This window comes from Methylocapsa sp. S129 (genome assembly GCF_009765995.1).
GTDB lineage: Bacteria > Pseudomonadota > Alphaproteobacteria > Rhizobiales > Beijerinckiaceae > Roseiarcus.
Genome location: NZ_LMUI01000048.1, coordinates 255,959 through 281,993, shown reverse-complemented (window position 1 = coordinate 281,993; position 26,035 = coordinate 255,959). Strand labels below are relative to the sequence as shown.

20 protein-coding genes are annotated in these 26,035 nt (G+C 62.3%); 10 read left to right on the top strand and 10 right to left on the bottom strand.

Annotation, left to right across the window (positions count from 1 at the left end; translation table 11 throughout):
- Positions 1–18: 18 nt before the first annotated feature.
- Positions 19–1,434: an MFS transporter gene (locus GSQ90_RS26495; protein ID WP_158817951.1), complete on the top strand. Its 1,416-nt coding sequence runs from the start codon at positions 19–21 to the stop codon at positions 1,432–1,434.
- A gap of 33 nt (positions 1,435–1,467) precedes the next feature.
- Here the strand turns inward: GSQ90_RS26495 and GSQ90_RS26490 are convergent, their stop codons facing one another.
- The 3 genes from GSQ90_RS26490 to GSQ90_RS26480 are packed head-to-tail and all read right to left on the bottom strand — an operon-like array spanning position 1,468 to position 4,014.
- Positions 1,468–1,932, bottom strand: coding sequence for a DNA polymerase III subunit chi (locus GSQ90_RS26490; RefSeq protein WP_158817950.1), 465 nt, complete (start codon positions 1,930–1,932; stop codon positions 1,468–1,470).
- 28 nt (positions 1,933–1,960) lie between these two features.
- Positions 1,961–2,500 (bottom strand): hypothetical protein, encoded by a 540-nt coding sequence (locus tag GSQ90_RS26485; RefSeq protein WP_158817949.1) that lies wholly within the window; start codon positions 2,498–2,500, stop codon positions 1,961–1,963.
- Between the two features lie 17 nt (positions 2,501–2,517).
- The gene (locus GSQ90_RS26480; protein ID WP_158817948.1) at positions 2,518–4,014 is read right to left on the bottom strand and encodes a leucyl aminopeptidase; all 1,497 of its coding nucleotides are present in this window, start codon (positions 4,012–4,014) and stop codon (positions 2,518–2,520) included.
- 260 nt (positions 4,015–4,274) lie between these two features.
- Here GSQ90_RS26480 and lptF point away from each other — a divergent pair, with 260 nt between their 5' ends.
- From lptF to GSQ90_RS26445, 7 genes are all read left to right on the top strand, one after another.
- A complete protein-coding gene (gene lptF, locus GSQ90_RS26475; RefSeq protein WP_158817947.1) occupies positions 4,275–5,396 on the top strand; it encodes an LPS export ABC transporter permease LptF in 1,122 nt (373 codons plus the stop codon).
- 6 nt (positions 5,397–5,402) lie between these two features.
- The gene (gene lptG / locus GSQ90_RS26470) at positions 5,403–6,488 is read left to right on the top strand and encodes an LPS export ABC transporter permease LptG (protein WP_158817946.1); all 1,086 of its coding nucleotides are present in this window, start codon (positions 5,403–5,405) and stop codon (positions 6,486–6,488) included.
- Between the two features lie 68 nt (positions 6,489–6,556).
- Entirely contained in the window at positions 6,557–9,055 is a 2,499-nt protein-coding gene (locus GSQ90_RS26465) for an LPS-assembly protein LptD (RefSeq protein ID WP_246731791.1), read from the top strand.
- A 20-nt stretch (positions 9,056–9,075) separates the two neighbouring features.
- Positions 9,076–10,095, top strand: a complete 1,020-nt coding sequence (gene pdxA, locus GSQ90_RS26460) for a 4-hydroxythreonine-4-phosphate dehydrogenase PdxA (protein WP_158817944.1) — start codon at positions 9,076–9,078, stop codon at positions 10,093–10,095.
- On the top strand, positions 10,092–10,973 hold the full coding sequence (gene rsmA / locus GSQ90_RS26455) for a 16S rRNA (adenine(1518)-N(6)/adenine(1519)-N(6))-dimethyltransferase RsmA (protein ID WP_158817943.1): 882 nt from the start codon (positions 10,092–10,094) through the stop codon (positions 10,971–10,973). Before pdxA ends, rsmA begins: the two co-directional genes overlap by 4 nt.
- Positions 10,974–11,024: 51 nt before the next feature.
- Positions 11,025–11,792, top strand: a complete 768-nt coding sequence (locus tag GSQ90_RS26450) for an ABC transporter ATP-binding protein (RefSeq protein ID WP_158817942.1) — start codon at positions 11,025–11,027, stop codon at positions 11,790–11,792.
- Positions 11,789–13,321, top strand: coding sequence for a hypothetical protein (locus GSQ90_RS26445; RefSeq protein ID WP_158817941.1), 1,533 nt, complete (start codon positions 11,789–11,791; stop codon positions 13,319–13,321). The genes GSQ90_RS26450 and GSQ90_RS26445 overlap by 4 nt, the downstream gene beginning before the upstream one ends.
- Here GSQ90_RS26445 and gmk read toward each other — a convergent pair.
- The gene (gmk, locus tag GSQ90_RS26440; RefSeq protein WP_158818196.1) at positions 13,299–13,931 is read right to left on the bottom strand and encodes a guanylate kinase; all 633 of its coding nucleotides are present in this window, start codon (positions 13,929–13,931) and stop codon (positions 13,299–13,301) included. The two genes, GSQ90_RS26445 and gmk, sit on opposite strands and share 23 nt — an antisense overlap.
- 8 nt (positions 13,932–13,939) lie before the next feature.
- Positions 13,940–14,827: a YicC/YloC family endoribonuclease gene (locus tag GSQ90_RS26435; RefSeq protein ID WP_158817940.1), complete on the bottom strand. Its 888-nt coding sequence runs from the start codon at positions 14,825–14,827 to the stop codon at positions 13,940–13,942.
- Between the two features lie 441 nt (positions 14,828–15,268).
- On the opposite strand from GSQ90_RS26435, the gene GSQ90_RS26430 reads away from it, so the two are divergent.
- Together GSQ90_RS26430 and GSQ90_RS26425 are read left to right on the top strand one after the other, a co-directional pair.
- Positions 15,269–17,800 carry an EAL domain-containing protein gene (locus GSQ90_RS26430; RefSeq protein ID WP_246731790.1) on the top strand — a complete coding sequence of 844 codons (2,532 nt, stop codon included), beginning with the start codon at positions 15,269–15,271 and terminating at the stop codon, positions 17,798–17,800.
- A gap of 514 nt (positions 17,801–18,314) precedes the next feature.
- On the top strand, positions 18,315–18,608 hold the full coding sequence (locus tag GSQ90_RS26425) for a nucleotidyltransferase family protein (protein WP_158817939.1): 294 nt from the start codon (positions 18,315–18,317) through the stop codon (positions 18,606–18,608).
- Positions 18,609–18,713: 105 nt separating this feature from the next.
- On the opposite strand, the gene GSQ90_RS26420 is transcribed toward GSQ90_RS26425, so the two are convergent.
- The 5 genes from GSQ90_RS26420 to murD all read right to left on the bottom strand — a co-directional run bounded on the left by GSQ90_RS26420 (position 18,714) and on the right by murD (position 26,035).
- Positions 18,714–18,947 (bottom strand): hypothetical protein, encoded by a 234-nt coding sequence (locus GSQ90_RS26420; protein ID WP_158817938.1) that lies wholly within the window; start codon positions 18,945–18,947, stop codon positions 18,714–18,716.
- 150 nt (positions 18,948–19,097) lie between these two features.
- On the bottom strand, positions 19,098–22,226 hold the full coding sequence (locus GSQ90_RS26415; protein WP_158817937.1) for a type ISP restriction/modification enzyme: 3,129 nt from the start codon (positions 22,224–22,226) through the stop codon (positions 19,098–19,100).
- 148 nt (positions 22,227–22,374) lie between these two features.
- The gene (locus tag GSQ90_RS26410; RefSeq protein ID WP_158817936.1) at positions 22,375–23,472 is read right to left on the bottom strand and encodes a glycosyltransferase; all 1,098 of its coding nucleotides are present in this window, start codon (positions 23,470–23,472) and stop codon (positions 22,375–22,377) included.
- Entirely contained in the window at positions 23,469–24,608 is a 1,140-nt protein-coding gene (locus GSQ90_RS26405) for an FtsW/RodA/SpoVE family cell cycle protein (protein ID WP_158817935.1), read from the bottom strand. The genes GSQ90_RS26410 and GSQ90_RS26405 overlap by 4 nt, the downstream gene beginning before the upstream one ends.
- Positions 24,605–26,035, bottom strand: coding sequence for a UDP-N-acetylmuramoyl-L-alanine--D-glutamate ligase (gene murD / locus GSQ90_RS26400; RefSeq protein ID WP_158817934.1), 1,431 nt, complete (start codon positions 26,033–26,035; stop codon positions 24,605–24,607). The genes GSQ90_RS26405 and murD overlap by 4 nt, the downstream gene beginning before the upstream one ends.

The following is a 26,035-nucleotide window of genomic DNA, read 5'->3' as shown; positions in this document are numbered from 1 at the left end:
GCCCGGAGATTCGAAAAGATGAAAACCCCGCGACCGCTTTCGCCATGGCGGACCTTCACGATCGCCAGCATCGCCGTTTTCCTCGTCTCGATCGACGCAACGGTACTATACGCCGCCTTCCCAGCGTTGCGGAGCGGCTTTGCCGATGTGTCGACGGCCGATCTTTCCTGGGTGCTGAACGCTTACACCGTGGTCTATGCGGCGCTGCTGGCGCCAGCCGGGCGGCTTGCCGACGAATATGGCCGCAAGCGCATGTTCGTCGTCGGCGTCAGCGTTTTTCTGTTGGCGTCGCTCGGCTGCGGCTTTTCCAGCAATGTCGCGCTTCTGATCGGCGCGCGCATTCTGCAAGCGATCGGCGCGGCGCTCTTGCTGCCCGCCTCGCTGTCCATCGTGCTCGCCGCATTCCCGAGGGAAAAGCGGGCGGTGGCGGTCAGTCTGTGGGGCGCGGTCGGCGGCCTCGCCGCGGCGCTCGGCCCGAGCGTGGGCTCCTGGCTCATCGATCTCTGGGGTTGGCAATGGGCCTTCTTCATCAATCTGCCGCTTGGCGCGATTTCGCTATGGCGCGGCGCGCGCTGGTTCGAGGAATCGCGCAATCCCGACAATGGCGCGCCGCTCGACATCATCGGCGTGACTCTGCTGGCGGCCGGCGTCGGCGCTGTCGCTCTGGGCCTCGTGCGATCCGAGGCGCTGGGCTGGTCCTCGCCGATCGTCCTGTCATTCCTAGGGATCGGCATGGTCGCGCTTGGCGCTTTCATTCCCTGGGCGCGGCGCGCGCCCTCGCCAGCGATCGATTTGTCGCTGTTCGACAACAGCACCTATCGCTTCGTCAACCTCGCAACGCTGAGTTTCGGCACAGCGTTCGCGATGATGTTCTTCACGTTCTTTCTGTTCATGACCGAGATCTGGCATTACCCGATCTCGCGCGCCGGGCTGGCGGCGACGCCAGGCCCCCTTTTCGTCGTGCCGGTATCGATATTATCGGGTCGATTCGCAGCGCGTTTCGGTCACAAGCAGCCGCTGGTGGCCGGCAGCGTGCTTTGCGCGGCGGGCGGCCTGTGGTTTTTCCTGATCCCGGGAATCGAACCCGACTTCCTGCATGATTGGCTGCCCGGCATGGCGCTGACCGGAATCGGCACGGGCATGGTATTGCCATCGCTGGCCGCCGCCGCCGTGGCGCGGCTGGAGCCGAACCGTTTTGGAATCGGCAGCGCGGTCAATCAGGCGGTCCGGCAGGTCGGCTCGGTGATGGGCGTTGCGCTCGCGATCGTGCTCGTCGGCCATGCGGCGCCGGGACTGGCGGACTTCAAATCCTTGTTCCTTGTTCAGATCGGCTTGATGCTGCTCACAGCGCTGCTTTGCGCGCCGATCGATACGCGGCCACAGCGAAAGCCGCTTCCCGCGTGGGCGCCGGCGCCGGCGCTCGAAACTCCCTAAGAATCCGCCAACGAGGGCCGATAGGAGTTTTGCTTATCGCCCCTGTTCCCAACCGCCGGTCTCGCCCTCGCGCCAATAGCTCGGCGCATAACCCGCCGCTTTCAATTCGGCCCATTGCGCGCGCGCCTCCGCCCGCGCGTCATCGTCGGCGCCGTCGAACAGGATCACGATGCGTTGATAGGCCGTCGGTTGGCCCTCAAGGATCGGCGCGGCCCTGGCGCCGGCCAAGAGGATGCGCAACCGCGCCCCGTTGGGATTGTCGTCGCCGGTGGTCAGAAAAATCGGCTGCGTCTCCGGCTCGCCATCGCGCGCCGCGCCATGCGGCAGAAAACTTTCGTCCGAATAGGTCCACAGACGCTCGTCCAACGCCTCGATCCATTCACGCACTGGCGCTTCAACCACAGTTTTCAAACCCTGCTCAAGCGCTTCCTCAAGAAGGGCGGGCAGCGCCTCTTCGGGCTTGCGGCGTTGGAGGTGATAGAAGCGGATTTCGGTCATGGCCGCTTTCGGAATTCAGAGACCGCGTTCAGCCGTTGGGACTGACGATGATGAAAGCGCGATCCGTGTCGGTATGAATCAGGCCGAGGCTGACGCCGCCCGGCGCATGCTCTTCCGTCTTGCCGGAGATGTAGGCGTCGCCGCGCTGCTTGGAGGCGGCTAGATATTCGCGAACGTCGGCCGTCATGTCGCGCAACGTGCTCTGGCTGCGGCTTGCGTCCCAGCCCATCGCGGCGCGCAGGGCCGCTTCCGAGAAGCGACCGAAACTCGTCGAGGCGCGCGCCGACGCCGGCTCGGTGATGCGCGCCTCAAAGCGGATGAATTCGTCGCCGTGACAGGTCAGCGTCGCGTCGACATCGGCATTGGTGGTGATGTCGAACACATTGGCGTCAGCTTTGGCGCGCGAGACGACAAGCGAATGGGTGAAGTCGACCTGCATGTCGCTGGCGCTCAGCCGCAACTTCTCAATGAAGGCGTCACAACCGGTCAACGCCGGCTTGGCCGCCGCCGGCGCCGACGCAAATCCCATCGCCAGCAAGATGACGGCGACCCCGTGGCGCCAATGCATCGCTTTCTCCCAAAGGTTCATTTTTCGTAGTAATCGGCCACCAGCCGGTCGAGCAGGCGCACGCCCCAGCCCGAGCCCCAGGATTGGTTGATTTCGCTTGCCGGCGATCCCATGCCAACGCCCGCAATATCGAGATGCGCCCAGGGCGCGCCATTGACGAAGCGTTGGAGAAACTGCGCCGCCGTGATCGATCCGCCGTGGCGGCCCGCGGCGTTTTTGACGTCGGCGAATTTGGAATCGATCATCTTGTCATAGACTGCCCCGAGCGGCATCCGCCAAACTTTCTCGCCGGTGGCGAGGCCCGCTTGCGTGAGGTGCGTCGCCAACTCGTCGTTATTGGAGAACAGGCCGGCATATTCCTGGCCCAGCGCGACAAGAATGGCGCCCGTCAGCGTCGCCAGATCGACCATGAAAGCTGGCTTGTACTTATCTTGGATGTACCAGAGCGCGTCGGCCAGAACCAACCGGCCCTCGGCGTCCGTATTGATGATCTCGATCGTCTGACCTGACATCGACGTCAGGATATCGCCGGGGCGGATGGCGGCGCCGTCCGGCATGTTTTCGACCAGGCCGATCGCGCCGACCGCATTCACTTTCGCCTTGCGGCTCGCCAGCGCATGCATGAGGCCGACGACGCAAGCCGCGCCCGCCATATCGCCCTTCATATCTTCCATGCCGGCGGCCGGCTTGATCGAAATGCCGCCCGTATCGAAACAGACGCCCTTGCCGACGAAGGCGACCGGCGCGGACTTTTTGGCCTTCCCTTTCGCCCCGTTCCAGCGCATCACGACGAGCCGGCTGTCCCTTGCCGAGCCTTGGCCAACGCCAAGCAGCGAGCCCATGCCGAGCTTGGCCATCGCCTTTTCGTCGAGCACGTCGATTTCGACCCCAAGTTTGGCGAGGCTGGCGGCGCGATTGGCGAACTCGATTGGGAAAAGAATGTTCGGCGGCTCATTGACGAGATCGCGCGCGATTTCAACACCCGCCACGAGCGCTTCGCGCGATTTCGCCGCTAGGCGGACGCCCTCAACGTCGTTGACGCCGATCGACACCAGCGCGACGCTGCGCTTGTCGTCGTCTTTCTTCTTCTTGTATTTGTCGAAACGATAGGCGCGAAGCTGCACGCCCATCATGAAATCGGCCGCGGCGGCGGCGTCCCACGTCCCCTCGGGCGGCTCAAAACCGATGCTGACCTCTTTGGCGGCGCCAATTTTGCTGAACGCGAATCCGCCAAGGGCCGTAAAATCCGTCTCCGCCAATTCTTTGGCGCCGCCCAGACCGATGACCACAAGACGTTCGGCAGCAAATTCACGCGGCGCGAGAATATCGAGGACGCTCAGCGACTTTCCTTCGAACTGCGCGGTCTTCGCGGCGCTCGCGATCAACTCGACCGCGCCGCCCAGAAAAGCGCTGACGGCGGGTCCGCATTTGAGCCCGACGCCGACAAAGACAATGCATGTTCCGCTCTTGGGCGCGGCCAGCGGTCCGAAAACGGTTTTTACGAATTCGCTCATTATCATCCTCAAAGGCGGTTCGAACCGCGCGATGCTTTCACGCTCATCTGCGCCATTGCGGATCGACAAATCAAGAGCTTTAAGTCACTGGTCAAAAAGACGCCGCGAAATAGCCTGACAGCCCCATCAGGCTCGAATCGACGCGGCGCCGTTGGAACCCGCGCTCAACGCTTCCGCCGGCGATGGGACGGGCGGTTTGTTGCGGGCGTGTGGGAAGGCTGGCGTTTGGCTTTGCCTGGGGAATCGGGAATAACGGCCGCATGACGCGTATCGAACGCTATATTTTTCGGACGGCCATGATGGCCTTTCTTTCAGGCCTTTTCGCGCTGACGGCGGTGATCTGGGTCACCCAAGCCTTGCGCCAGTTCGATCTGCTGACCAGCAAGGGGCAGACCATCATCGTCTTCTTTACGATGACCGGGCTCACCATCCCCTCGCTCGTCGCCATCATCGCGCCCGTCGCATTGTTCGTCGGGGTTCTCTATTGCCTCAACAAACTCAATGGCGATAGCGAACTCGTGGTGATGAGCGCATCGGGCGTTAGTCCGGGAACATTGCTGCGACCTTTTGTCATTCTGTTTTGCGCCGTTTTCGCCCTTGTCGGCGCCATGACGATTAAGGTCATGCCATGGAGTTTTGACATCATCCAGGAGCTCACCGCAAGAATCCATGCCGATTTCATCACGAATTTCGCGCGCGCGGGGGCTTTTACGGAATTGGAGGCCGGATTCGTTTTCCACTATCGTGAGCGCGGGCCCGATGGATCGTTGCACGGCGTCTTCATGCAGGATCGCCGCGATCCCGCCCATATCACGAGCTATATCGCCGAACTTGGCCAGACCGTGGAGAAGGACGGCTTGAACTATCTCGTGCTCGCCAAGGGCAGCTATCAGCGACCGCAGGAAAGCGGCGATTCGGCGATGGTCACCTTCGAGAACTACACGATCGACCTGTCGCAATTCACGCCCAAAGAGCAGACGGCCAAACGGCCGCGCGAACGCACGACCGCCGAATTGCTCAATCCGGACCTGGGCGACGAAACGACAAAGCGCTTGGGCGGCCGGCTCAGGGCCGAGTTGCTGGACCGATTGGCCAGCCCGTTTTACGCTTTCGCGGCCGGTCTGATCGGCTTTGCCGCGCTCGGGGAAGCGCGCACGACGCGCCAGGGCCGCGGCGTGGCGATCGGCATCGCCGTTTTGACCTTCGGCCTGGTGCGCCTCTTAGGAATCGCCGCCTCCACCTTCGTCGTCAGCAGGCCGCGCGCCGAACTCTTTGTCTGGACGATTCCGCTCGCCACCTGCATCATTTGCCTCGACACAATTTTCCACGGCGTGCTGTTTCGCGCCTGGGCCCGCGCTCGCCTGATTTTGTCTCGGAGTTGAGCCGCGATGATTGGCGGCACGCTTGCGCGCTATCTTTCGATCCGCTTCGCCAGAACGATTCTGGCGACGTTCGCCGGCGTTTTCACGCTCATTTTCACGGTTGACCTGGTCGAAACGCTGCGCCGGTCGGGCGACACGCCCGCGGCGACGGGCCCGCTGTTGGCGTGGCTTTCGTTTCTCCATACGCCGACCGTCGCCGAGCAGGCGTTGCCCTTCGCCGTTCTGTTCGGGGCGATGATCTCGTTTCTTGGCCTGTCCCGCAAACTGGAACTGGTCGTCGCGCGCGCCGCCGGCGTTTCGGTCTGGCAGTTTCTGGCCCCGCCGCTGGCGGTCGTCGTCGTGATTGGAATTGTCTCCGTCGCTCTTTACAATCCCGTTTCCGCCGCCATGAAGCAAAGAGCGGACGCCATCGAGGCGAAATTATTCGGCTCCGGGGGGCAGTCAAGCGGCGCAGCAGGGCTTTGGCTTCGACAAAAGAGCGTGGACGGGCAGGCGATCATCCACGCCGATGGCGTCGCCGACAGCGGCGCCACGCTTTCCAAAGTGACGGTTTTCGCCTTCGACAAGGACGGAACCTTTACCGAACGCATCGACGCCGCTAGCGCGGCGCTGCACGATGGCTTTTGGCGGCTGGAACAGGCTGAAGTCGTGACGCCCGGCCTGGAGACTCAATCGGCCGCCACTTATTTGTTGGCGACCACATTGACGCTCGGCGAGGTTTCACAGTCCTACATGGCGCCCGAAACCGTGCCATTTTGGAGCTTGTCCCCGTTGGCCGAGCAGATCGAGCGCGCGGGCCTGGATGCGACGGGATATCGATTGCGTTATCAAGTGCTTATCGCCAGGCCATTGATGCTTATGGCGATGGTTTTGGTCGCCGCTTCGTTTTCGTTAAGATTCTTCCGAATGGGCGGCGTCGGATTCATGGTTTCTGGTGGCGTAACAGCGGGCTTCGTGCTTTATGTTGCGACCAAACTGGTGAGTGATCTTGGCGGCGCCGGTTTTGTCAGCACGCCCGTCGCTGGCTGGTCGCCAGCGGTGGTTGGTTGTTTATTCGGAGTGTTAGTGCTTTTGCATCAGGAGGATGGTTAATGGGCTGGTTCGCCTGCCCTCCTGACTCGCGGACAGAATGTCGGCGCATCCCTGCGTCGGCGCGCGTTGTGCTGTTTGCGGCGTTGTTGATGCTGGGCGGCGCCTCGCCAATCCTGGCCCAGGCGCCCGCCGCCCCGCCCGCGGCCGACGAAGCCAAAAAAGCCGACAAGATCAAAAAACCTGACAAGATGATTGTCGAGGCGAACGAACTCGTCTTCGACAAGGACAAGAACACCGTATCGGCGGTTGGCAACGCACAGCTCTATTATCAAGGGCGTATCCTTGAAGCCGACCGCGTCACCTACGACCGCAATACGAAACGCGTCTTCGCGGAAGGTCACGCCAAGCTGACCGACGAAAGAGGCGACGTCACCTATGGCTCGAAATTCGACCTGACCGACAATTTTAGAGACGGCTTCATCGAGAGCGTCCAGACGATCAACGTCGACAAGACGCGTTTCACCTCGCCGCGCGCCGAGCGATCCGACGGCGACACCACGGTATTCGAAAAAGGAATCTATACCGCTTGCGAACCGTGCAAAGATCACCCGGAAAGACCGCCGCTTTGGCAGGTCCGCGCCGCTCGCGTCATCCACAACCAACAAACCCATGTCGTCTATTACGAGGATGCATGGCTTGAAGTCGCAGGCGTGCCCCTCGCCTATCTTCCGTATTTTTCGGCGCCGGATCCCACGGTGAACCGCCTGAGCGGATTGCTGACGCCACAATATTCCAACGATTCAAATCTTGGCACCGGAATTGGCATTCCCTACTTTTTCAATCTGGCGCCTAATTACGACCTGACGGTCGATCCCATTTATTATTTCAAGCAGGGCCTTTTTGGCGACGCGGAATGGCGTCATCGCCTGGACAATGGCGCCTACAGCATTCGATTGACCGGCATCGACCAGCAGGATCCGGGCGCGTTTAATGCGGCGCCTTACGGGGCCGGCAGTCGCGAACTGCGCGGCTCGCTGGAAAGTCAGGGCCTCTTTTATATCAACGACAAGTGGAAGTATGGATGGGACATAACGCTCTTGTCCGACAAATTTTACTATAATGACTACAAGATAAAAGTGACCGACCTGAGTAATTATTACTTTCAGGACGTCGTTTCTTCGGTCTATTTGCGTGGACAGGGTGATCGCGGATTTTTCGACCTGAGCGGCTATCGTTTCGAGGGATTGACTGCATACGACTTCCAGCAGCAGCAGCCGATCGCCGCGCCTGTCCTCGATTACAACAAGATGATGGATTTGCCGCCCGAGCGCAGTTACGGCATCGGCGGACAGGTCACCATCGACGTCAATATGACCAATATCTCGCGAACAGCCGCGCTCTATCAGGCGGTTGGCGCGCAGACCCTCGACAAGGCCTATAGCCTCTACAATGTATGCGAAACGGCCGCGGGTCTGCCGACCTACACGCCGGGCAAATGCCTCTTGCGCGGAATCGCGGGCGACTATGCGCGCGCGACGGCGCAAGTTTCATGGCAGCGTAAATACGTCGACCCGATCGGCGAAGAATGGACGCCGCTCGTTTTCGCCCGGGTGGATGGCGAGACGACCCAACTTAACGACGGCCAGACCTTCACCTTCGTCAATGGCACGGTGACGGATTCGATCAGCAATTCAAGTCAGCCAGCCTTTTTCGCCGGGCAGGAAAGCGAAACGACGATGCGGGGGATGGCCGGCGTCGGGCTCGAATATCGCTATCCCTTCGTCTCCACGTCCGCCCTCGGCCGGCAGGTAGTGGAGCCGATTGCCCAGGTCATCATTCGGCCCAATGAATATTTGCCCAAGCTGCAACCGAACGAGGACGCGCAGAGCCTAGTCTTCGATGATACGAACTTGTTCGAATGGAACAAATATTCGGGATATGACCGGATCGAGGGTGGCGCCCGGGCAAACTATGGGCTTCAGTATACGGCGGATTTCTCGAATGGCGGCCACGTCAATGTGGTGGGCGGCGAATCCATTCAACTGTTCGGCAACAATTCATATGAGATGGCCGACGCCGCCAATACCGGGCTCGAATCGGGCCTCGATAAGAAATATTCGAACTTCGTGGCGGGCGAGACGATCACGCCCTTTGACAAGAGCCCGCTCTCTTTTACGTCGAAGCAACAATTCGACAGCACGACTTTTGCGCTCACGCGTCTTGACGCGATAACATCCCTTACGTTCAAGGGCCTCACCGCAAGCATGGACTATGCGCGCTACGACGCCCAGCCGGAATTGGGCTGGCTGTACAATCGTGAAGGCGTCGTCACCAGCGCGACCTATAAATTCATGGATCACTGGAACGTCAACGCCTCGCTCGTTCTCGACATGTCGCGTCATTACTATGACGTGCCTGGACAAAAAACGCCGTTGTTGGATCCGACGAATTTCGGGTTCGGGATTGGCTACGAGGACGAATGCACGACCCTCAAGATCAATTATATGAACACCGTCAGCGATCCGATCGCCAATACGCCAACATATCGCGATCAGACGCTCTTGATTCAATTGACGCTTCGCACCTTGGGCGAAGTCAAGACGACCACCGGCGTCTCCGGCTTTTGATTCTGGCTGAACCCTTGTCGATGACATCGGACGCAACGACGCAAAAGCCGCGCCTGCCTTTGGCGATGTCGATGGGCGAGCCCGCCGGAATCGGCCCCGAACTCGCGCTCCGCGCCTGGTTGAGGCGCGCGGAAATTGGCGCGCCGTTTTTTGTCGTCGCCGACCCGGCCGCCTTGAACGAACTCGCCCGCCGGCTCGCGCTCGAAGTCCCCATCGCCATCGTCGAGCCCGGGCATGCGGCCCAAACGTTCGACAAGGCGTTGCCGGTCGTTCCGCTCGCCGCTTCGGCCGCCGCCACGCCGGGAGAACCCGATTCGGCCTTCGCGCGCGCGACCATCGAATCGATCGAGCGCACCGTCGGCTATGTCCGATCGGGCGAGGCCGGCGCCGTGGTGACCAACCCGATCGCCAAGCATGTTCTCTACGAAGCGGGATTTGCATTTCCCGGCCATACCGAATTTCTCGGCGCGCTCGCCCAACAATGGGGGGCACGCGCGCAGCCCGTCATGATGCTGTGGTCGCGCGAACTCAGCGTCGCGCCGGTGACGATCCACATTCCGCTCGCCGACGTTCCGCGCACCCTGACGCGCGCACTGATCGTCTCCACCGCCCGCATCGTCGCGGCCGATCTGCGCGACCGATTTGGCGTCGCCCGCCCGCGCCTTGCCGTCGCCGGCCTCAATCCCCATGCCGGCGAGGGCGGCGCGATCGGGCGCGAGGAGATTGAGATCATCATCCCCGCCATCGCTCAATTGCGCGCCGAGGGGCTCGAAATCACCGGCCCCCACCCCGCCGACACGATGTTCCATGCGGCGGCGCGCGCCCGCTATGACGTCGCGCTTGTCATGTACCACGACCAAGGCCTCATCCCGATCAAGACGCTCGCTTTCGACACCGGCGTCAACGTCACGCTCGGCCTGCCGTTCATTCGGACCTCGCCCGATCATGGCACGGCCTTCGACATCGCCGGCAAGGGGCTGGCCAATCCCACAAGCCTGATCGAGGCGGCGCGCCTCGCGGCGCGCCTGGCCGCCGCATGAGTCTGGCGCATGACGGCCTGCCGCCGCTGCGCGAAATCGTGGCGACTTACGGCCTCGACCCCAAAAAATCGCTCGGCCAGAATTTCCTGTTCGATCTCAATCTCACAGGCCGCATTGCGCGCGCCGCCGGGCCGTTGACCGGCGTCGCAATCATCGAGATCGGTCCTGGCCCCGGTGGTCTGACGCGCGCGCTGCTCAGCGAAGGCGCGGCGAAAGTCATCGCCGTCGAGCGCGACGAACGATGCCTCGCGGCTTTGGCTGACATCGCCTCTCGTTGGCCAGGCCGGCTCGACATCATCCCGGGCGACGCGCTTGCGCTTGATTTTGCCGATTTGGCGACCAGGGCCGAAGGCGCGCCGCTGCGCATCTGCGCGAATCTGCCCTATAATATTGCGACGCCGCTGCTAGCGCGCTGGCTCGAGGCGGAGCCCTGGCCGCCGTTCTTCGATCGCCTTATTCTGATGTTTCAGCGCGAGGTCGCCTTGCGCATTGTCGCGACCCCCAGCGAGCGCGCCGATTACGGCCGTCTCGGCGTGCTCGCCGGATGGCGATGCCGTTCGCGCATTCTGTTCGACGTGCCGGCCGCCGCCTTCACGCCGCCGCCCAAGGTGACGTCGAGCGTCGTGGAATTGATCCCCCGCCGAGCGCCTGACCCGTGCGACCGGATATTGCTGACCGCGGCGACCCAGGCCGCCTTCGGCCAGCGTCGCAAAATGCTGCGCCAGTCGCTCAAACCTCTCGCCGCGACGCTTGGCGTCAAAGCCGGGGCTCTGCTCGCCGCCGCCGGCATCGAGCCGACCCGCCGCGCGGAGGAAATCGACGTCGCCGGTTTTGTCGCGCTGGCGCGCGCGGCGCAGAATTTGCGTGGACCTCATTAACCCCGCGGCAAGCGCCCGCTCCTAATATCGGGCGTGAGACGCGAGGCTTTGATGGGTGAAATCGACAGAAGCGCCATCCCGCCCGCGCTCGTTTTGCGCGATCTGCGCAAGACTTTCGTCAAGACCGCGGTCGACGGACTCAATCTTAACGTGTGCGCGGGTGAGCTCTATGCCTTGCTCGGCCCCAATGGGGCGGGCAAGACGACAACCTTGCGCATGGTGGCGGGATTGTTGCCGGCCGACAGCGGCGCGATCGAAATATTTGGCGTCGATGCGCGCCGGCGCCCGATCGAGGCCAAGCGCATCATTGCCTGGCTGCCCGACGAGCCGATGCTTTACGACAAGCTCGACCCGCTCGAATATCTCGAATTCGTCGCCGGCCTATGGGGCGCTGAACCCCGGCGCGCACAGACGCTCGCCAACGAACTCCTCGAGACTCTGGGCCTTTGGGAGCATCGGCGCGAGCGCTGCGAGGGCTTTTCACGCGGCATGAAGCAAAAGGTCGCACTCGCCGGCGCCTTGGTTCACGAACCTAGATTGCTGATGCTCGACGAACCGCTGACCGGCCTCGACGCCGCTGTTGCTCGGCAGGTCAAGGATCTGCTCGTCGCGCGCGTCAAACAAGGCGCGACGATCATTCTGACGACGCACATACTGGAAGTCGCCGAACGCCTCGCCGATCGCATCGGCATTATCCAGCGCGGCCGCCTGATCGCGGAGGGAACGCTCGGCCAGTTGCGCGGCATGGGAGGCGATGACAATGCGAGCCTGGAGACGATATTCCTCAACCTCATCGCGCAAAGCGAGCGCGCCGCATGAGCCCGCGACCGGGCTCTTTCGCATGGCTCGCCGCGCATGATCTGCGCCAAAGCTGGCGTGGGTTCGACGCTGCGGTCGGCGGCCTGACGCGGATCAAAGCCGTTCTGCTCGCCGGGATGCTCATGGCTGTGCACATCGGATTCTGGTGGGGGCTGCGGTTTAACGGACCGGAAGACCCGCTCGCCCATGATTCCTCGCTTTCGCGCTATATCGCTTTGGGCGTGCTGTTTGTTTTGCCGGGCATAATAGCGCAAGCGATGACCGCGACGACGCGCGCGCTTTATGCGCATGGCGATCTCGAACTTCTGTTCTCTTCGCCCGTCTCGGCGCGCGCGGTGCTTGGCGCACGGGCGGTCGCGACCGCCGCCAATGCGATCGCTTGGTTCGCGATTGTTCTGTTGCCGCTCGCCAATGTGAACGCGCTCGCCGGTCATCTTCATTGGCTTGCCATCTATCCCGCCCTGGTCGCCTGTGGATTGTTTGGCACGGGCGTCGGCATCATGCTGGCGCTCGCGTTTTTCGCGGCGGTTGGGCCCAGGCGCGCCCGCCTTGTCACGCAGATCGGCGCGACGGCCGTCGGCGCTTCCTTCATGCTCGGCCTGCAAGGTTATGCGGCGGCGCCGGGCGCGGCGCGCGCCTCGCTGATGAAAGTCATGGAATCGCCGGCGCAGGCGGGATGGCTTGATTGGCGCGCGTTTCTATCGCTGCCCGCGCGCGCGGCGGCTGGCGAAATGCGGGCCCTCGGTCTCTGGATGATGGTCGCGCTTGCTATGTTCTTTTTTGCGACATTTGTGCTGGGCAAGCGCTTCGCCAGCGCCGCGATAATCTCGACAGGCGCCCCGCCGCCACCCATGCGTTGGCGCGAGACGCGTGCGTTCCGCGCTAACCTCGGCGCCACGATGCGCGCGAAGGAGCGCCGCCTCATCCTGCGCGATCCCTGGCTGATTTCGCAGATCGCGCTGCAGGTGGTCTATATGCTGCCGATCAGCTTCATTCTGTGGCGCAATGGCGGGGTCACCGGCTCGCCCGGCATCGTCTTCACGCCGCTTATCGTCGTGGTCGGCGCACAGCTCGCCGGCTCGCTCGCGTGGCTGGCGCTGTCGGGCGAAGATGCGCCCGATCTCTTGCGCGCCGCGCCCGTCGCCGCCAGCCGGATCGAGCGCCACAAAATCGAGGCGGTCCTGACGCCGATCTCGCTTCTGATGACCGCGCCAGTCGTCGCGCTGGCGTTTGCAGCGCCATGGGGCGCCGTTTGCGCGGCGCTGTTCACGCTGGGCGCCGGCATCTCGACGGCGCTGCTCAACCTCTGGCGTCCATCGCCTTCGCCGCGCGGCCTGGTGCTGCGGCGCCATTCACAATCGAAGGTCGTCGGGATGATCGAGCATCTCCTGTCGATCGTCTGGGCGATCGGCGCTGTCATGGCCGTCATGGGATATTGGGCGGCGCTGGTCCCCGTCGCGCTCGCCTGCCTCATCCTGTGGCTCAGCCGATCACGCTCCCTCCGCGTCAGCTTTCCAGCAGCTGCTTGACGAACGCCTCGACGCCGGCGGCGACGCGCGGCTCGCGTAGGCGTTCGGCTGCTATGATCGAGACGACCTGACTGTAGGCGCGCTGCAGATCGTCATTGACCAGGACATAGTCGTATTGACGCCAGCGCTCGATTTCCTTGCGCGCATTGTCGAGCCGGGCGGCGATGGTGGCCGCCGAATCCTCGGCCCGCCGGTCGAGGCGCGCACGCAATTCCTCCATTGAGGGCGGCAGGATGAAGATGGAGACGACATCGGCGCCCAGGCTCTCGCGCACCTGCTGCGCGCCCTGCCAATCGATATCGAACAGCATGTCGCGCCCCTGCGCGAGCACGGCCTCCACCGGCGCGCGCGGCGTGCCGTAGCGGTGGGAATGGACCTCCGCCGATTCCAGGAGATCGCCCGCCAGGCGCAGCGCCTCGAATTCGCGCTGCGTGATGAAATGATAATGGATGCCGTCCGCCTCGCTCGAACGACGCGCGCGCGTCGTCACCGAAACCGACAGCGTCAGGTCAAGCGATTTGTCCTGCAGCAACATACGCGTGAGCGTGGTCTTGCCGGCGCCCGAGGGCGAGGACAGGATCAACATCAGGCCGCGCCGGCGCATCGCCATGAGCTTGCTCACTCGATATTCTGAATCTGTTCGCGCAATTGCTCGATTTGCACGCGCAGATCAAGTCCGATCGCGGTCAGCGACGCATCATTAGCCTTGGCGCAAAGCGTATTGGCCTCGCGCGCCAGTTCCTGCGCTAGAAAATCAAGCCGGCGCCCGACAGGGCCGCCGCTGCGGATCAGCTCGCGCGCGGCCTCGACATGGGTTTTGAGGCGATCCAGCTCCTCCCTTATATCGGCCTTGGCGGCGAGCAGCACCGCCTCCTGATAGAGGCGATTCTCATCGAAGCCGCGACCGGCCTCAAGCAAAGCGGCGACCGACTGGGCGAGCCGCAGCGCAATGGCCTCAGGCCGGCGGGCGGGACTTTCATCGGCAGCTTTTGTCAAAGCGGCGATGGCGGCGAGCCTTTCGCTCAAGATCGCGGCGAGCGCGGCGCCTTCAGCCTGCCGCATCGCGACCAGCGCCGCGATCGCCTCGTCCAGACTGGCGAGCGCGCCCGCGCAGGCGGCGGCGAGCGCGGGCTCGTCATCGCCCGATTCCACGACATCGACGATGCCTCTGATCGCAAGAATGCCGTCGAGCGTAGGCGGCGCGAGCCCCGTGCCTTCCGCCGCCTCCCGGACCGCGTTGACGATCGCCGCCAGAGCCTCTTTGTTGACGCGCGCCTGCAGCGTCGCGCCCTCGCGCTGCGCGCTCAGCGTCGCAAAGCACGTTCCACGCGCCAGCGCCCGCCCGAGTCTGGCGCGCGCTTCGCCCTCGATGCGGTCGAAACCCGGCGGCGTCCGCAACCGCAGATCGAGCCCCTTGGCGTTGACGCTTTTGACCTCAAAAACCCAGCGATAGGCGCCGCTCGCCCCGGAGGCTCGCGCAAAGCCGGTCATGCTGGAAAGAGTCATTGGGGCTTTCGGTCCGCGTGGGCAAACGATTCTGGATGGACGCGAGCTTAGGCGCAGCGACGGGCCCGCTCAAGGGCGAGCGGCGCGAAGCCATCGTCGTTGTCGCCCGCGACGAAGAGCACGCCCCGCCTGCCCGAACGGAAGGCAGGTCAGCGCAATAGCCCTTTCATTAAGGATATAAATACTTTTCGTCGATACATAAACACCCTATTGAATCAGCACAATTATGCTGGGTTAATTGATGGCGGCCCTGCAAAAAAGAGGACATTGGCCAAGCCGGGGGTGATGGCGCGGCGCCCCAGTTTCGTCTCTCAACCCAAGTCGCCATCCCATCCGCGCTCTCAAAGGCATGGGCCCTTAGCGCCTATCAAATCTCCGTTCGAACGTCCGTGCGCCGACCAAGCCTGTGAAGAAACGAAGGCGAGAACAATCGAGGATCACGTGAGCGTCGAAGCGTTGAAAGAGACCGCCGCCGCTCGCGAACGCGAACAAGCATCGCGCGCTCAAGATCGCGCGACGCCCGGCGCGGCGACGCCGACATCGAACGCTTTGCCTCTTACGCTCGGAAAGCTGCGCCTGTTGCGGCTCGTCGCGCCTTTCGTCGCGGTTATTGTCGCGCAGGCGCTGCTCGCCGGCGTCAGCATGGAAACCTTGTCGGCGGTGCGCGCCTATGTCGGCGGCGAGGGGTTATGGTCGAAGGGTCAGAAGGACGCGATTCATTTCCTCACGCTTTATTCCGAGAGAGGCGATGAATTTTATTTTCGCCAGTTCCAATCCGCCATCGCCATTCCGCTGGCCGATCGCGCCGCGCGATACGCACTGGAAGCGGATCCGCCCGATCTGACCGCGGCCCGCGACGGCTTCTTAGGCGGCGGAAACCATCCTGACGACATTCCCGCGATGATATGGCTGTTCCGATATTTCGGGAATGTCAGCTACATGGCGACGGCGATCCGTTGCTGGAAGGCGACGGATCCCGACCTTGCTCAATTGGAATCTCTCGGCAAGGCGCTGCATGAGGAATATCTGAATGCATCGAGCGCGGCCGGCGCGATCGACGCTCGCAAACAGCAGATTGAGCAGATTGACCGCCGCCTCGCGCCGCTGGCGCTGGCGTTCTCGCAGAGTCTGGGGGCCGGCTCGCGATCCATCAAGTTTCTGCTGGCGGTTGCAAATTTGCTGACCGCTGCCGGGCTGATCGTTTTGATCGTATGGCATATGCGCAAATTGTTGAGGCAACGCTTAGCCTTCGAGAACGCCCTGAGAGCCGAGAAGGAACGGGCTCAGGTGACGTTGGCCTCGCTCGGCGAAGCGGTCATCAGCACGGACTTGGATGGCCGTCTTGACTATATGAATCCGGAGGCGGAGCGATTGATCGGCGCCACGAGCGCGCTCGCCAGAGGTTCGCCCTTGAGCGTGCTTTTCAGCATCGTGGATGAGGCGGCGAAGGAGCCTGGCGATCGACCGCTCGACCCAACGCTTTCTGGCGAAACGACGCGGCGCTGCCAATTGCTGGTCCGACGCGATTCCAGCACGGTGCCCGTGTCGATCGTTGGGGCTCCTCTGCATTCGAACGGCAAGCCTGTCGGCTCCGTGCTTGTCCTCCACGACAGGACCAGCGAGCGGGAGCTTATCGCGCGCCTCTCCTGGCAGGCGTCGCATGACGCCCTCACCGGTCTCGCCAATCGCCGCGAATTCGAAGCGCGTCTCGATGGCGCGCTCGGCGAGCGCACGGAGGCGACAGACGAACAGGCGTTGATGTTTCTCGATCTCGACCAATTCAAGGTCGTCAATGACACCTGCGGTCACGCCGCCGGCGACGAATTGTTGCGGCAAACGTCCGACCTGTTGCAGGACAATCTTCGTCCCGGCGATCTCCTGGCGCGTTTGGGCGGCGATGAATTCGGCGTTCTACTAAAACCTTGCGACGATGTTTCGTCCCTAGAGATCGCCGAGCGTCTCCGGCTCGCGGTGCAGCGCTTGCGCTTCGTTTGGAATGGCCGCGCCTTCAATATCAGCATGAGCATCGGGCTCGTCGACATCACGCAGGCCAATACCGCCGAGGAAATCATGCAGGCGGCCGACGTCGCCTGCTACATGGCCAAGGAAAGAGGCCGCAACCGGGTCCAGGCGCATCTTCCCAGCGATTCCGAGCTTGCGCGGCGCGTCGGAGAGATGGCCTGGGTGCAGAGGATCAGGAACGCGCTCGAAGAACAACGGTTTTGTCTATGCGTTCAGGAAATACGCGCGCTCAGAGACGGCGCGCAAGATGGCGTCCATGTCGAATTGCTGCTCAGACTACGAGACGAGACGGGCGAGATCGTCCAGCCGGGCAGCTTCATACCGGCGGCCGAGCGCTATGATCTGATGCCGTTGATCGATCGATGGGTTGTCCGCGAGGCCTTCGGACTGATGGCCGGCGCGCTCGCCTCTCCAGGATCCGTTCGGATATCGAGCTGCGCCATCAATCTTTCCGGCGCGACTTTCGGAGACGACGATTTTGTCGGCTACGTGCGTCAGCAGTTGAAGCTTCATCGAATCCCGCCGGAATTCGTTTGCTTCGAGGTCACCGAAACCAGGGCGATCGCCAATATTTCAAGCGCCAGGCGCTTCATTCAGGCCCTGAAAAAATTAGGCTGCCGTTTCTCTCTGGACGACTTCGGCGCAGGCATGTCGTCGTTCTCCTATCTGAAGAACCTGCCGGTCGATTATATCAAGATCGACGGCGGCTTCGTGAAGGAAATGTTGAACAGCCGAATCGACCGCGCCATGGTCGAAATGATCGCGCATATGGCGAAAGTCATGGGCAAGAGCGTCATTGCGGAGTTTGTCGAGAACGAAGCCATCGTTGCGGCGCTGCGTGAAATCGGCGTCGACTACGCCCAAGGCTATGCGATCGGCCGGCCAATGCCTTTTGACGAGTTTTGCCGCGGCGCCGTCGATCTGCCGCCGCCCCGGCGGCGCGCCGGCTGAGGCGATAGCAACGCCGCCGACGCCGCGCTTATCGAGGTGTTCTCCGTGACGCGGGCTGTTCGACGATGGGCGAGCTTGGGCGCGGCGCACACTCAGGGGCGCGCCCGCGATTTCCTCGGAAGGGATTTTGGCTTCCCAGGGAAGGAAAATGGGGAAATGCGGCGCTCCGAATGCCGGTTAAGTCCTTGATATCTAAGCGAGCGGCTTCCGGGAAGCTTCCGCGATTCGTGAGATACCAAAGGCTTAAACCCGGTTTTCCTTCCGCAAAGGGGTTTTTCGTTTTTTCTCGCGGCGCCTGACGGAAGCGGCGCCGCGGGGCCAATCGATCGTCCGAACAGGATACGCCGAAAACGGAGAATCTCCAGAATTTGTTTCTCGGCAGTCGAACTCACGGAGCGGCGGTTTCTTCTCCTCGACAAGAAGTTCGCGCGTCCGACCGCTCTACTCGTGCGAGGCGAGGCGGGGCGACGCCAGGCCATGGCGATCAACGTCCTGACTATGCTATATTGCAACCATGAAACGCGACGAAGCCATACGCCGGTTGCGGCAGCACGAAGCCGATTTGAAGCGGCTTGGCGTCGAACATCTCTATATGTTCGGCTCGACGGCGCGCGGCGAGGTGAAAGAAGATTCCGATGTCGACCTGTTTTTCGATCATGAAAAGGGCAAGCTCGGCCTCTTTGAACTGATGGATGTGAAGGAGCGCGCCGCGAGCATTCTCGGCCTCAAGACCGACATCATGACGCGCAACAGCCTGCACCCTCGTCTGAAGAAGCGGATCGAGGAATCGGCTGTGCTCGTGTTCTGATGGCCGAACGGATCCTCTCGCCGCGTCTCGCGGATATTGTTGAGGCGATCGAACGCATCCGCGGCGTGTTGGATAGGCCCGCCTCTGCATCTGGCGTCCCGCCAATCAGGCAGCGTCCGCCTCGCCGAGCCGGGCGCTTTCGGCGGCCAGGCGTTCGCGCCAGCTCTCCGCTTCCTGCTTGTCCGTCAAAAGATTGCAAAGATAGGCGAAGGTCTTGTCGCAATGCAGCCGAACGATCGATGGATTCCATGGCCACGCGTCAGCCGCCTGCATTTGCGCGAGCAAGTCTTCGAGTCGGTTGCGGACATGAACGGGATCGGGGACGTATTGCCTCGGCATGACGGGTACGTCGCCGAATAAATCAGCCTGCTCTGCCGGGCCGAATAGGTTCGGCCCGGTCGAAGGGGCTGATGCTCTCTTGTGCGATTCGCGTTTGGACATAGCGAAACCTAGCATCGCTCGATTCGCGGGTCACGCGGCACCCTGGCTTTATCCCCTGTCCGGAAAGGCGGAGCGCCATGGGTCGTCGATTTTCGCCACCTGCTGGATCGTGAAGGCGAGGCTGTCGGCGACTGCGCTGATATGCGTAATCTCATCCAGCGACAGAATACGACCCCTGCGCGATTTGAGGTATTTTTCGATGACCTGATAGCCGCCGATGTGAAAATTCCACACCGCTTGCGGGACTGGTTTGAAGAACTGGGCCTTGTTAATCCAGACGGCCTCCTCGGCGGGTGCATAGCGCACAGCCTCGACAGTATGGTTCCCTTTGCCATGATAAGCGGCCAATCCCTGTCTTGGGAAGTCGCCCAATATATGGGCCTGAACGAGCGTCCATCCTAGCTTTGAAAGAGTCTCGAATGCTTCCTTCGTCTCCGAAAAAGGGATGCGTGGAAAGTCAGTGCGCAGGAATTCAGCGTAGCGTGTGCGATAGGTCGGTGCGTAAAGCGCGGCATAGATGTAGCCGAAGATTTCCTCAGGGGTGAAATGATGATCATAGCGGGAATCGATGAAGGCACGGAAGTCGAGAGCTATGTTTTCAATCCGACTATCGCTTGAAGCGTTGCCAAAACTCGCTTGATTGAGAAATAGCGGGAAAACGTGGGTCATCTCTTTCGAAGAGACAGAATGGCCGTCCGGCAAATGTGAATATGCAAAAGCATGCTGAAAGTCTCCTTCCTCTACGCGCCGGGTCGTGCCGAGGGCAACACCTGAAACGTCGATGGCTTCAGCGAGGAGTCTACCTGGTTGCCCGATGAGGCCCTTTGACTGACCAGTATAGAACACGAAGCGGTGGTCAAAGGGGCGATACGAAACCAGTCGCAGAAACTTTGGGTCGAGCGTTGTTTCGTGCAAGTCTTCCTGAGCAAGCGCAACCTTCCAATCGCGCGTGTCGGCACCGAGTCGAAATTCCTTCCGCGCAACCTCGAAGTCCATATTTGCAAACCTGCCAAGGCGTTCAAGCAACTCGTCACTATCAAATGCAACGTTCAACCGGTCCCGGGCCGTCAACATCCCCGAGCTTTGGACGGTGAAGATGTCCTCAAGTGATTTGCAATCAGGCCACCCCGCGATGTCAGCGGGAGCGTGCGGTGAAAAGAAATAGAAGGGGCTTGTCGGCTCGACGCGCTCTGAGGCGAGCGCCTCGTAATTTGACGCGGCACAGATTTCATATTTTCCTAACCGGCTGCCCCAAACATCACCAAACAAGACTCCCGGTTTGAGGCCTGGTCTTTTGACGAATAACGTGATCGCAACTCCCTTCATGATATCGAAGACGTTCTCATTCTGCGATCCGTCTGGCGCCCTCTCCTTTGGCTTCGAACTACCATGTAGATCGATGACGTGAATTTGCTGGAAGCTATTCAATAATGATTGACGCATCCCCCTAAATGTAGGGTTATAAATCCAAGCGTGATTAGTAATAATAGCAACGATACCTTGCGGAACTTCGTCCATTTTGCTCTGCGCGAAGCGGATAAATTTCACATAGTCGTCTTGTAGCCAATGTTTCCGCTCACCGAAATGATGACCATCTACGTACTTGTAGTCTTCAATCTTTTCGGTAATCCACACGCCCTTGTTCTTTGAGAGCCCTGAGTAAGGCGGGTTGCCAGTGATGACCAGAATTTGCCGATCCTTGACCTTTTGCGCCGCTTCAACTTCGGCGCTGATCGCGGGTAGCAGAAAATTCGCCTGAGGCTCGATCTGCTCAAGCGTGTTCGTCAGAAAAACTTGCAATCGCTCATCACCACTTATCGGGTGCCCCTGATCGCGTAGGTACTGCGACAACTTCAGGTGTGCAATCGTGTATGGCGCGATCAGATACTCGAAGCCGAAGAGATTCTTCAGCATGTGTTTGCGGACGATCAGATTAGCACGTCCGACCTCTGGGCCACCGATGTTATCGAAGATCCGCTGGAACACTTCCAAAAGGAACGTGCCAGTACCGCACGCGAAGTCGAGCACCGTGACCCGCTGGTGGTCCGCGAGACCGTCGCGAATGCCGAAGCTCTCCTTCAGGATGTCATCTACCGCGCGCACGATGAAGTTTACGATCGGGGGCGGGGTATAATAGACGCCACGGCCCTTGCGCATGGCTGGGTCATAGGCCCTCAGATAATCTTCGTAGAAGTAGATGAAAGGGTCGCGCTCAAAGAGGCGATGTTCTTCCGCATCCGCCGCTCGCACTTTTCGGCTGATCGCCTTGCGGTGGCGAAATGACAGGTCTTCGTGAATACTTGGAAGGTCGAGTCCATTGACGATCGACAGCACCTCTTCGATCACCCACCGCACATTACGATATTCATCTTTCTCGAGTTCGGCGAGGAAATCGACGAGTTCCCGGATGAGCCGGAAGGAACCTGGAACGTATTGCCGCGCGTTGTGCAAAGTCACCGGCTCAGAGTCTGAATTTAGCCGCGCCAGGAATAGGCCGTAAGCCAGCATCTGCGCGAAGGCATCGGAGAATTCCTTTAACGTCAGCTCATGGAAGACCTGATCGCGGAATATTTGAAAAAGCCCGTAAAGCCGTCCCTCTCTATGCTCCCGCTCTTGCCGCACCAGTTCCTCGCCCAGATAGTCTCGCAGGAGTCGACTGCGAGCCGCCAAGGCAAGCGCGAGCTGCTGCGCGCGGCCGATGCCTTGCGGCGCCTCTGAGAAAAAGGCGGCGATGAGTTTGGCGACGGCCTCTGCGCGCTCAGGCGTGATCCTAAGCGTGCGGCCCTCAAGATCGGTGGGATAGGCAAGAATCTCGCGGCCCTTGACGCGTTCGCGATCGATCCAGACCCACTGCAAATAATCCGTTAGGAGAATGTTGTCCGAGAGTTCGCGATAACGCCGGATCTGGCCCGACTTGAGCACCTTGTCGAGATTGGCGCCGATCTCCTTAACCTCGACGTAGCCGAGGATCATCCCCCGTCGCTTGATCTTGAAATCGGGCGCCCCTTTGTCCGCTTCGCGCTTCGGCTCGTGCTGGACATTTATCTCACGCCCCGCCGCTTCGCCGGCGAACTGACCGAGCAACACTTCGAGTGCAGAGCGGCCCGTGTGTTCGGTGTGCTCGGCGAGAGGCGTCTCGCGTATCTTCCGGAGATAGGCGTCGAAGGTGACTGTCATGTGCCCATGTCGCGCGATGCCTATTCACCCGTCAAGAGCACGTATTTTGCTTACCTTGTGCGAGGGCGATGTTGCGCATTGAAGCGATCGGATGGGCAAATGAGAATTTGCGGAGGAAGGAATTTACGAGACTTGGCGCTGCGTGGGGCTACCCTCGCGCCGCCTCCACCACCAGCTCCGCCAGCCGCTCCGCCGCATCCGCCACGCCCGCCGCTTTCGCCGCCTGCGCCGCCGCCGTCAGCGAGGCGGGGTCGGCGAGCGCCTTGCGCAGCAGGCTCACCAGGCGTTCGGGCGTGAACTCGGTCTGCGGCACGATCTGCGCGGCGCCGCTGGCCGCGAGAACAGCCGCGTTGGCGGCCTGGTCCTGGTCGAGCGCGTGCGGAAACGGCACCAGGATCGAGGGGCGGCCGATCACGGCGAGTTCGGAGACGGTGGAGGCGCCGGCGCGGCCGATGACGAGGTGGGCGGCGGCGATGCGGGCGGGCAGATCGGGGAAGAATTCGGCGATCTCGATCGCAAAATTCATGCGCGCGCAGGCCTCGGCGACGCGCTGCCGGTCCTCGCCGCGCGCCTGCTGCGTCAGGGAGAGGCGCGCGCGATCCGCCTCGGACAGAAGCGCGATCGCCGCCGGCGCAATGTCCGACATCACCCGCGCGCCCTGCGAGCCGCCGGTGATCAGCACACGCAGGCGTCCGTCAGCAAAATCGGGATAGGGAATGGCGGCGGCTTCGATCACTGCGGGGCGCACCGGATTGCCGGTGTAGCGCATCTTGGCGCGCATCGTGTCCGGCGCGCCCTTCAGCGTCGGAAAGCCAGTAGCGAGAATGCCAACGCGGGCGGCGAGAAAACGATTGGCGCGGCCCATCACCGCATTCTGCTCATGCAGCAGCGTCGGCAATCTCAGCAGCGAAGCGGCGAGCAAAGGCGGCACGGTGGGATAACCGCCAAAGCCGATCACGGCGAGCGGCGCGATTTTGCGGATGCGCAGCCAGGCCAGCGCGGCGCCGCGCGCGAGCGTGAGCGCGGCGCCCGCTTTCGATGCGAGCCCCGCCCCGGTCGGCGTCGCCGAAGGAATGGGGTGGATCGCGCGAGCGGGAAAATCGCCGCCGTAGCGGAGCGCGCGCTCGTCGGTCGCCAGCTCCACCGGCAGACCGCGCTTGGCCAGCGCGATCGCCAAAGCCTCAGCGGGAAAGAGATGGCCGCCGGTGCCGCCGGCGGCGATGAGAATGCAGCGCGGCTCGCTCAAGGCGCTTGCCGGGCCTGCTGCTCCAGCATCACATGCGGACGCTTGCGGGTCAACGCGATGAGAAAGCCCATGCCCAGCCCCAGCGCCAGCAAGGACGAGCCGCCATAGGAGATGAAAGGCAAGGTCATGCCTTTGGCGGGAATGGCGCGGATGTTGACCGCCATATTGATCCAGCTCTGGACGCCGAACATGATGATGAGGCCAGCCGCCGCGAAGCGGCAGAACGGGTCTTCATTGCGCGAGGCGAGCCACAGGCCGCGCATCACGATGAGGCCGAAGAAGGCGATCAAAGCGAGGCAGGCGAGCATGCCGAATTCCTCGCCGGTAACCGCGAAAACAAAATCGGTATGCGCGTCGGGCAGGATGCGCTTGTAGACGCCCTCGCCCGGCCCGCGCCCCAGCCAGCCGCCCGACAATATGCTCTGCAAAGCGGTGTCGACCTGGAACGTGTCGACCATGCCGCCGATCGAATCGGGATCGATAAAACGCAACACGCGCTCGTGGACGTGGGGCGAAAACCTGAAGGCGAGAAATCCGCCAACGGCGCCAACGCCGCCCAGGCCCAGCACCCAGAACCAATGCAGGCCCGCCATGAAAAACAGCGCCGCCCAGACGACCGAAATCAGCATGGTCTGGCCGAAATCGGGCTGCATGATCAGCGGCACGATCGTCAGCGGCAAAAGCAGAAAGGCGAGGATGCGGCTGGGGACGGCGCCATGCGTGCGCCCGCCCTCCGAAAAGGCCCAGGCGGCGAGAATGACGAAGGCCGGCTTGATGAATTCAGAGGGCTGAACGCCCATGATCCAGCGTCGCGATCCCTTCACTTCGGCGCCGAACAGAAGCGCCAGAACGATCAGCGCCATGCTCACTGCGAACACGATCAGCGCCGCGCGGCGCGTGTGGCGGGGCGACAGAAAGGACGTGACGATCATCAGCAGCGCAGTGGGCGCCAGCAGCAAGGCTTGCCGGTCGACGAAATGAAACGTCGGCAGGTTCAGCCGTTCGGCGACGGCGGGGCTGGCGGCCAGCGCCATCACCAGGCCGATCACCATCAGCGCGGCGAACGAGCCGAGCAGCCAGCGGTCGATCGAACGAAACCAGTCGGCGACGGGGCCGCGTTCAGCGCGCGAAATCATGGGCGGCTCCTTGATATCTCAGCATTGGTTGCGGAAGGCGCTTGCGCCGCGATCCAATCAGCGACCAAAGCGCGGAACCTGTCGCCGCGCTGTTCGAAATTGGCGAACTGATCGTAGGAGGCGCAGGCCGGCGACAGCAGCACCACAGGCTCGGCGGCGACGCTCGCCTGCGCGTCGCGGGTGGCGGCGGCCGCGGCGACATCAAGCGTCTCGCAACGCTCGAAGGCCACGCTACCCTGCAGTGTACGCGCGAATGCGTCGCTCGCCGCGCCGATCAGATAGGCCTTGGCGATTCTGGGAAAGAGCGCGCGCAGGGGCTCGATGCCGCCCTCCTTCGCCTTGCCGCCGGCGATCCAGAAAATATCCTCGAACGACAGCAGCGCCTTTTCAGCGGCGTCGGCGTTGGTGGCCTTCGAATCATTGACGAACAGGACGCGGCCGAGGCGACCGACCTGCTCCATGCGATGGGCGAGGCCGGGAAAGGAGGCGAGGCCGCGCGCGATCTCATCGAGGCTAAGGCCGAGCATGCGCGCGGCGGCGAAGGCGAAAGCGGCGTTCTGCCCGTTATGAATTCCGCGCAGGGCCGGCGCGTCGCGTAAATCAAGAGAAGCGGTCATCGCCTCCGGCCCACGCGCGAGAATGCGATGGTCCTCGACAGCAATGTCGCTGACGGAAGAGGCAAGCGCGGAAATCGTGACGACGCGCGGGCGACCGCCGCTCGCCTGCAACCGGGCTGCGATAGCACGGCATGGCGCGTCATCGACGCCGATCAGCGCAACATCAGCGCGCGCGACAAGTCGCTCCTTGATTGCGGCGTAGTTTTCGAGCGTCCCATGCCGGTCGAGGTGATCGGGCGTGATGTTGAGAAGCGCGCCGATGCTCGGGGCGAGCGAAGGCGCGAGGTCGATCTGGAAGGAAGAACATTCGATGACGTGGATGCTGTTTTCGGACGGCGGCGCCAGTTCGAGGATCGGCACACCGATATTGCCGCCCATCTGCACATCGCGCCCCGCCTCGCGCAAGATATGGGCGAGCAAAGCGGTCGTCGTCGATTTGCCGTTGGCGCCGGTGATGGCGACGAAGCGCGCGCGCGGCGCAAGGGCGGCGCGTTCCCGGCAGAACAATTCGATGTCGCCGATGATCTCGATTCCCGCCGCCTTGGCGCGCTCCACCGTCCAATGCGGCTTAGGATGGGTCAGCGGCACGCCGGGCGCGAGGATGAGAGCCGCGTAAGCGCTCCAATCGGCGGCGGCGAGATCGACGATCGCGATTCCCGCGGCGCTCGCTCGCGCGCGCGCGCCGGCATTGTCGTCCCAGGCCGCGACCTCGGCGCCGCCGGCGACAAGCGCGCGCGCGGTCGAGAGGCCTGAGCCTCCGAGCCCGAACAGCGCGACCTTGCGGCCTTCGAAGCAGCGAACCGCGATCAT

Excerpts from the sequence above, each read along its gene's own strand:
- GSQ90_RS26490 (WP_158817950.1), bottom strand. The coding sequence starts at position 1,932 with ATGACCGAAATCCGCTTCTATCACCTCCAACGCCGCAAGCCCGAAGAG.
- GSQ90_RS26445 (WP_158817941.1), top strand. The coding sequence starts at position 11,789 with ATGAGCCCGCGACCGGGCTCTTTCGCATGGCTCGCCGCGCATGATCTG.
- GSQ90_RS26415 (WP_158817937.1), bottom strand. The coding sequence starts at position 22,226 with ATGACAGTCACCTTCGACGCCTATCTCCGGAAGATACGCGAGACGCCT.
- murD (WP_158817934.1), bottom strand. The coding sequence starts at position 26,035 with ATGATCGCGGTTCGCTGCTTCGAAGGCCGCAAGGTCGCGCTGTTCGGG.
- GSQ90_RS26425 (WP_158817939.1), top strand. The coding sequence starts at position 18,315 with ATGAAACGCGACGAAGCCATACGCCGGTTGCGGCAGCACGAAGCCGAT.
- GSQ90_RS26480 (WP_158817948.1), bottom strand. The coding sequence starts at position 4,014 with ATGAGCGAATTCGTAAAAACCGTTTTCGGACCGCTGGCCGCGCCCAAG.
- rsmA (WP_158817943.1), top strand. The coding sequence starts at position 10,092 with ATGAGTCTGGCGCATGACGGCCTGCCGCCGCTGCGCGAAATCGTGGCG.
- lptG (WP_158817946.1), top strand. The coding sequence starts at position 5,403 with ATGATTGGCGGCACGCTTGCGCGCTATCTTTCGATCCGCTTCGCCAGA.
- GSQ90_RS26495 (WP_158817951.1), top strand. The coding sequence starts at position 19 with ATGAAAACCCCGCGACCGCTTTCGCCATGGCGGACCTTCACGATCGCC.
- GSQ90_RS26435 (WP_158817940.1), bottom strand. The coding sequence starts at position 14,827 with ATGACTCTTTCCAGCATGACCGGCTTTGCGCGAGCCTCCGGGGCGAGC.
- GSQ90_RS26485 (WP_158817949.1), bottom strand. The coding sequence starts at position 2,500 with ATGCATTGGCGCCACGGGGTCGCCGTCATCTTGCTGGCGATGGGATTT.
- GSQ90_RS26420 (WP_158817938.1), bottom strand. The coding sequence starts at position 18,947 with ATGCCGAGGCAATACGTCCCCGATCCCGTTCATGTCCGCAACCGACTC.
- GSQ90_RS26405 (WP_158817935.1), bottom strand. The coding sequence starts at position 24,608 with ATGATTTCGCGCGCTGAACGCGGCCCCGTCGCCGACTGGTTTCGTTCG.
- GSQ90_RS26450 (WP_158817942.1), top strand. The coding sequence starts at position 11,025 with ATGGGTGAAATCGACAGAAGCGCCATCCCGCCCGCGCTCGTTTTGCGC.
- lptF (WP_158817947.1), top strand. The coding sequence starts at position 4,275 with ATGACGCGTATCGAACGCTATATTTTTCGGACGGCCATGATGGCCTTT.
- pdxA (WP_158817944.1), top strand. The coding sequence starts at position 9,076 with ATGACATCGGACGCAACGACGCAAAAGCCGCGCCTGCCTTTGGCGATG.
- gmk (WP_158818196.1), bottom strand. The coding sequence starts at position 13,931 with ATGGCGATGCGCCGGCGCGGCCTGATGTTGATCCTGTCCTCGCCCTCG.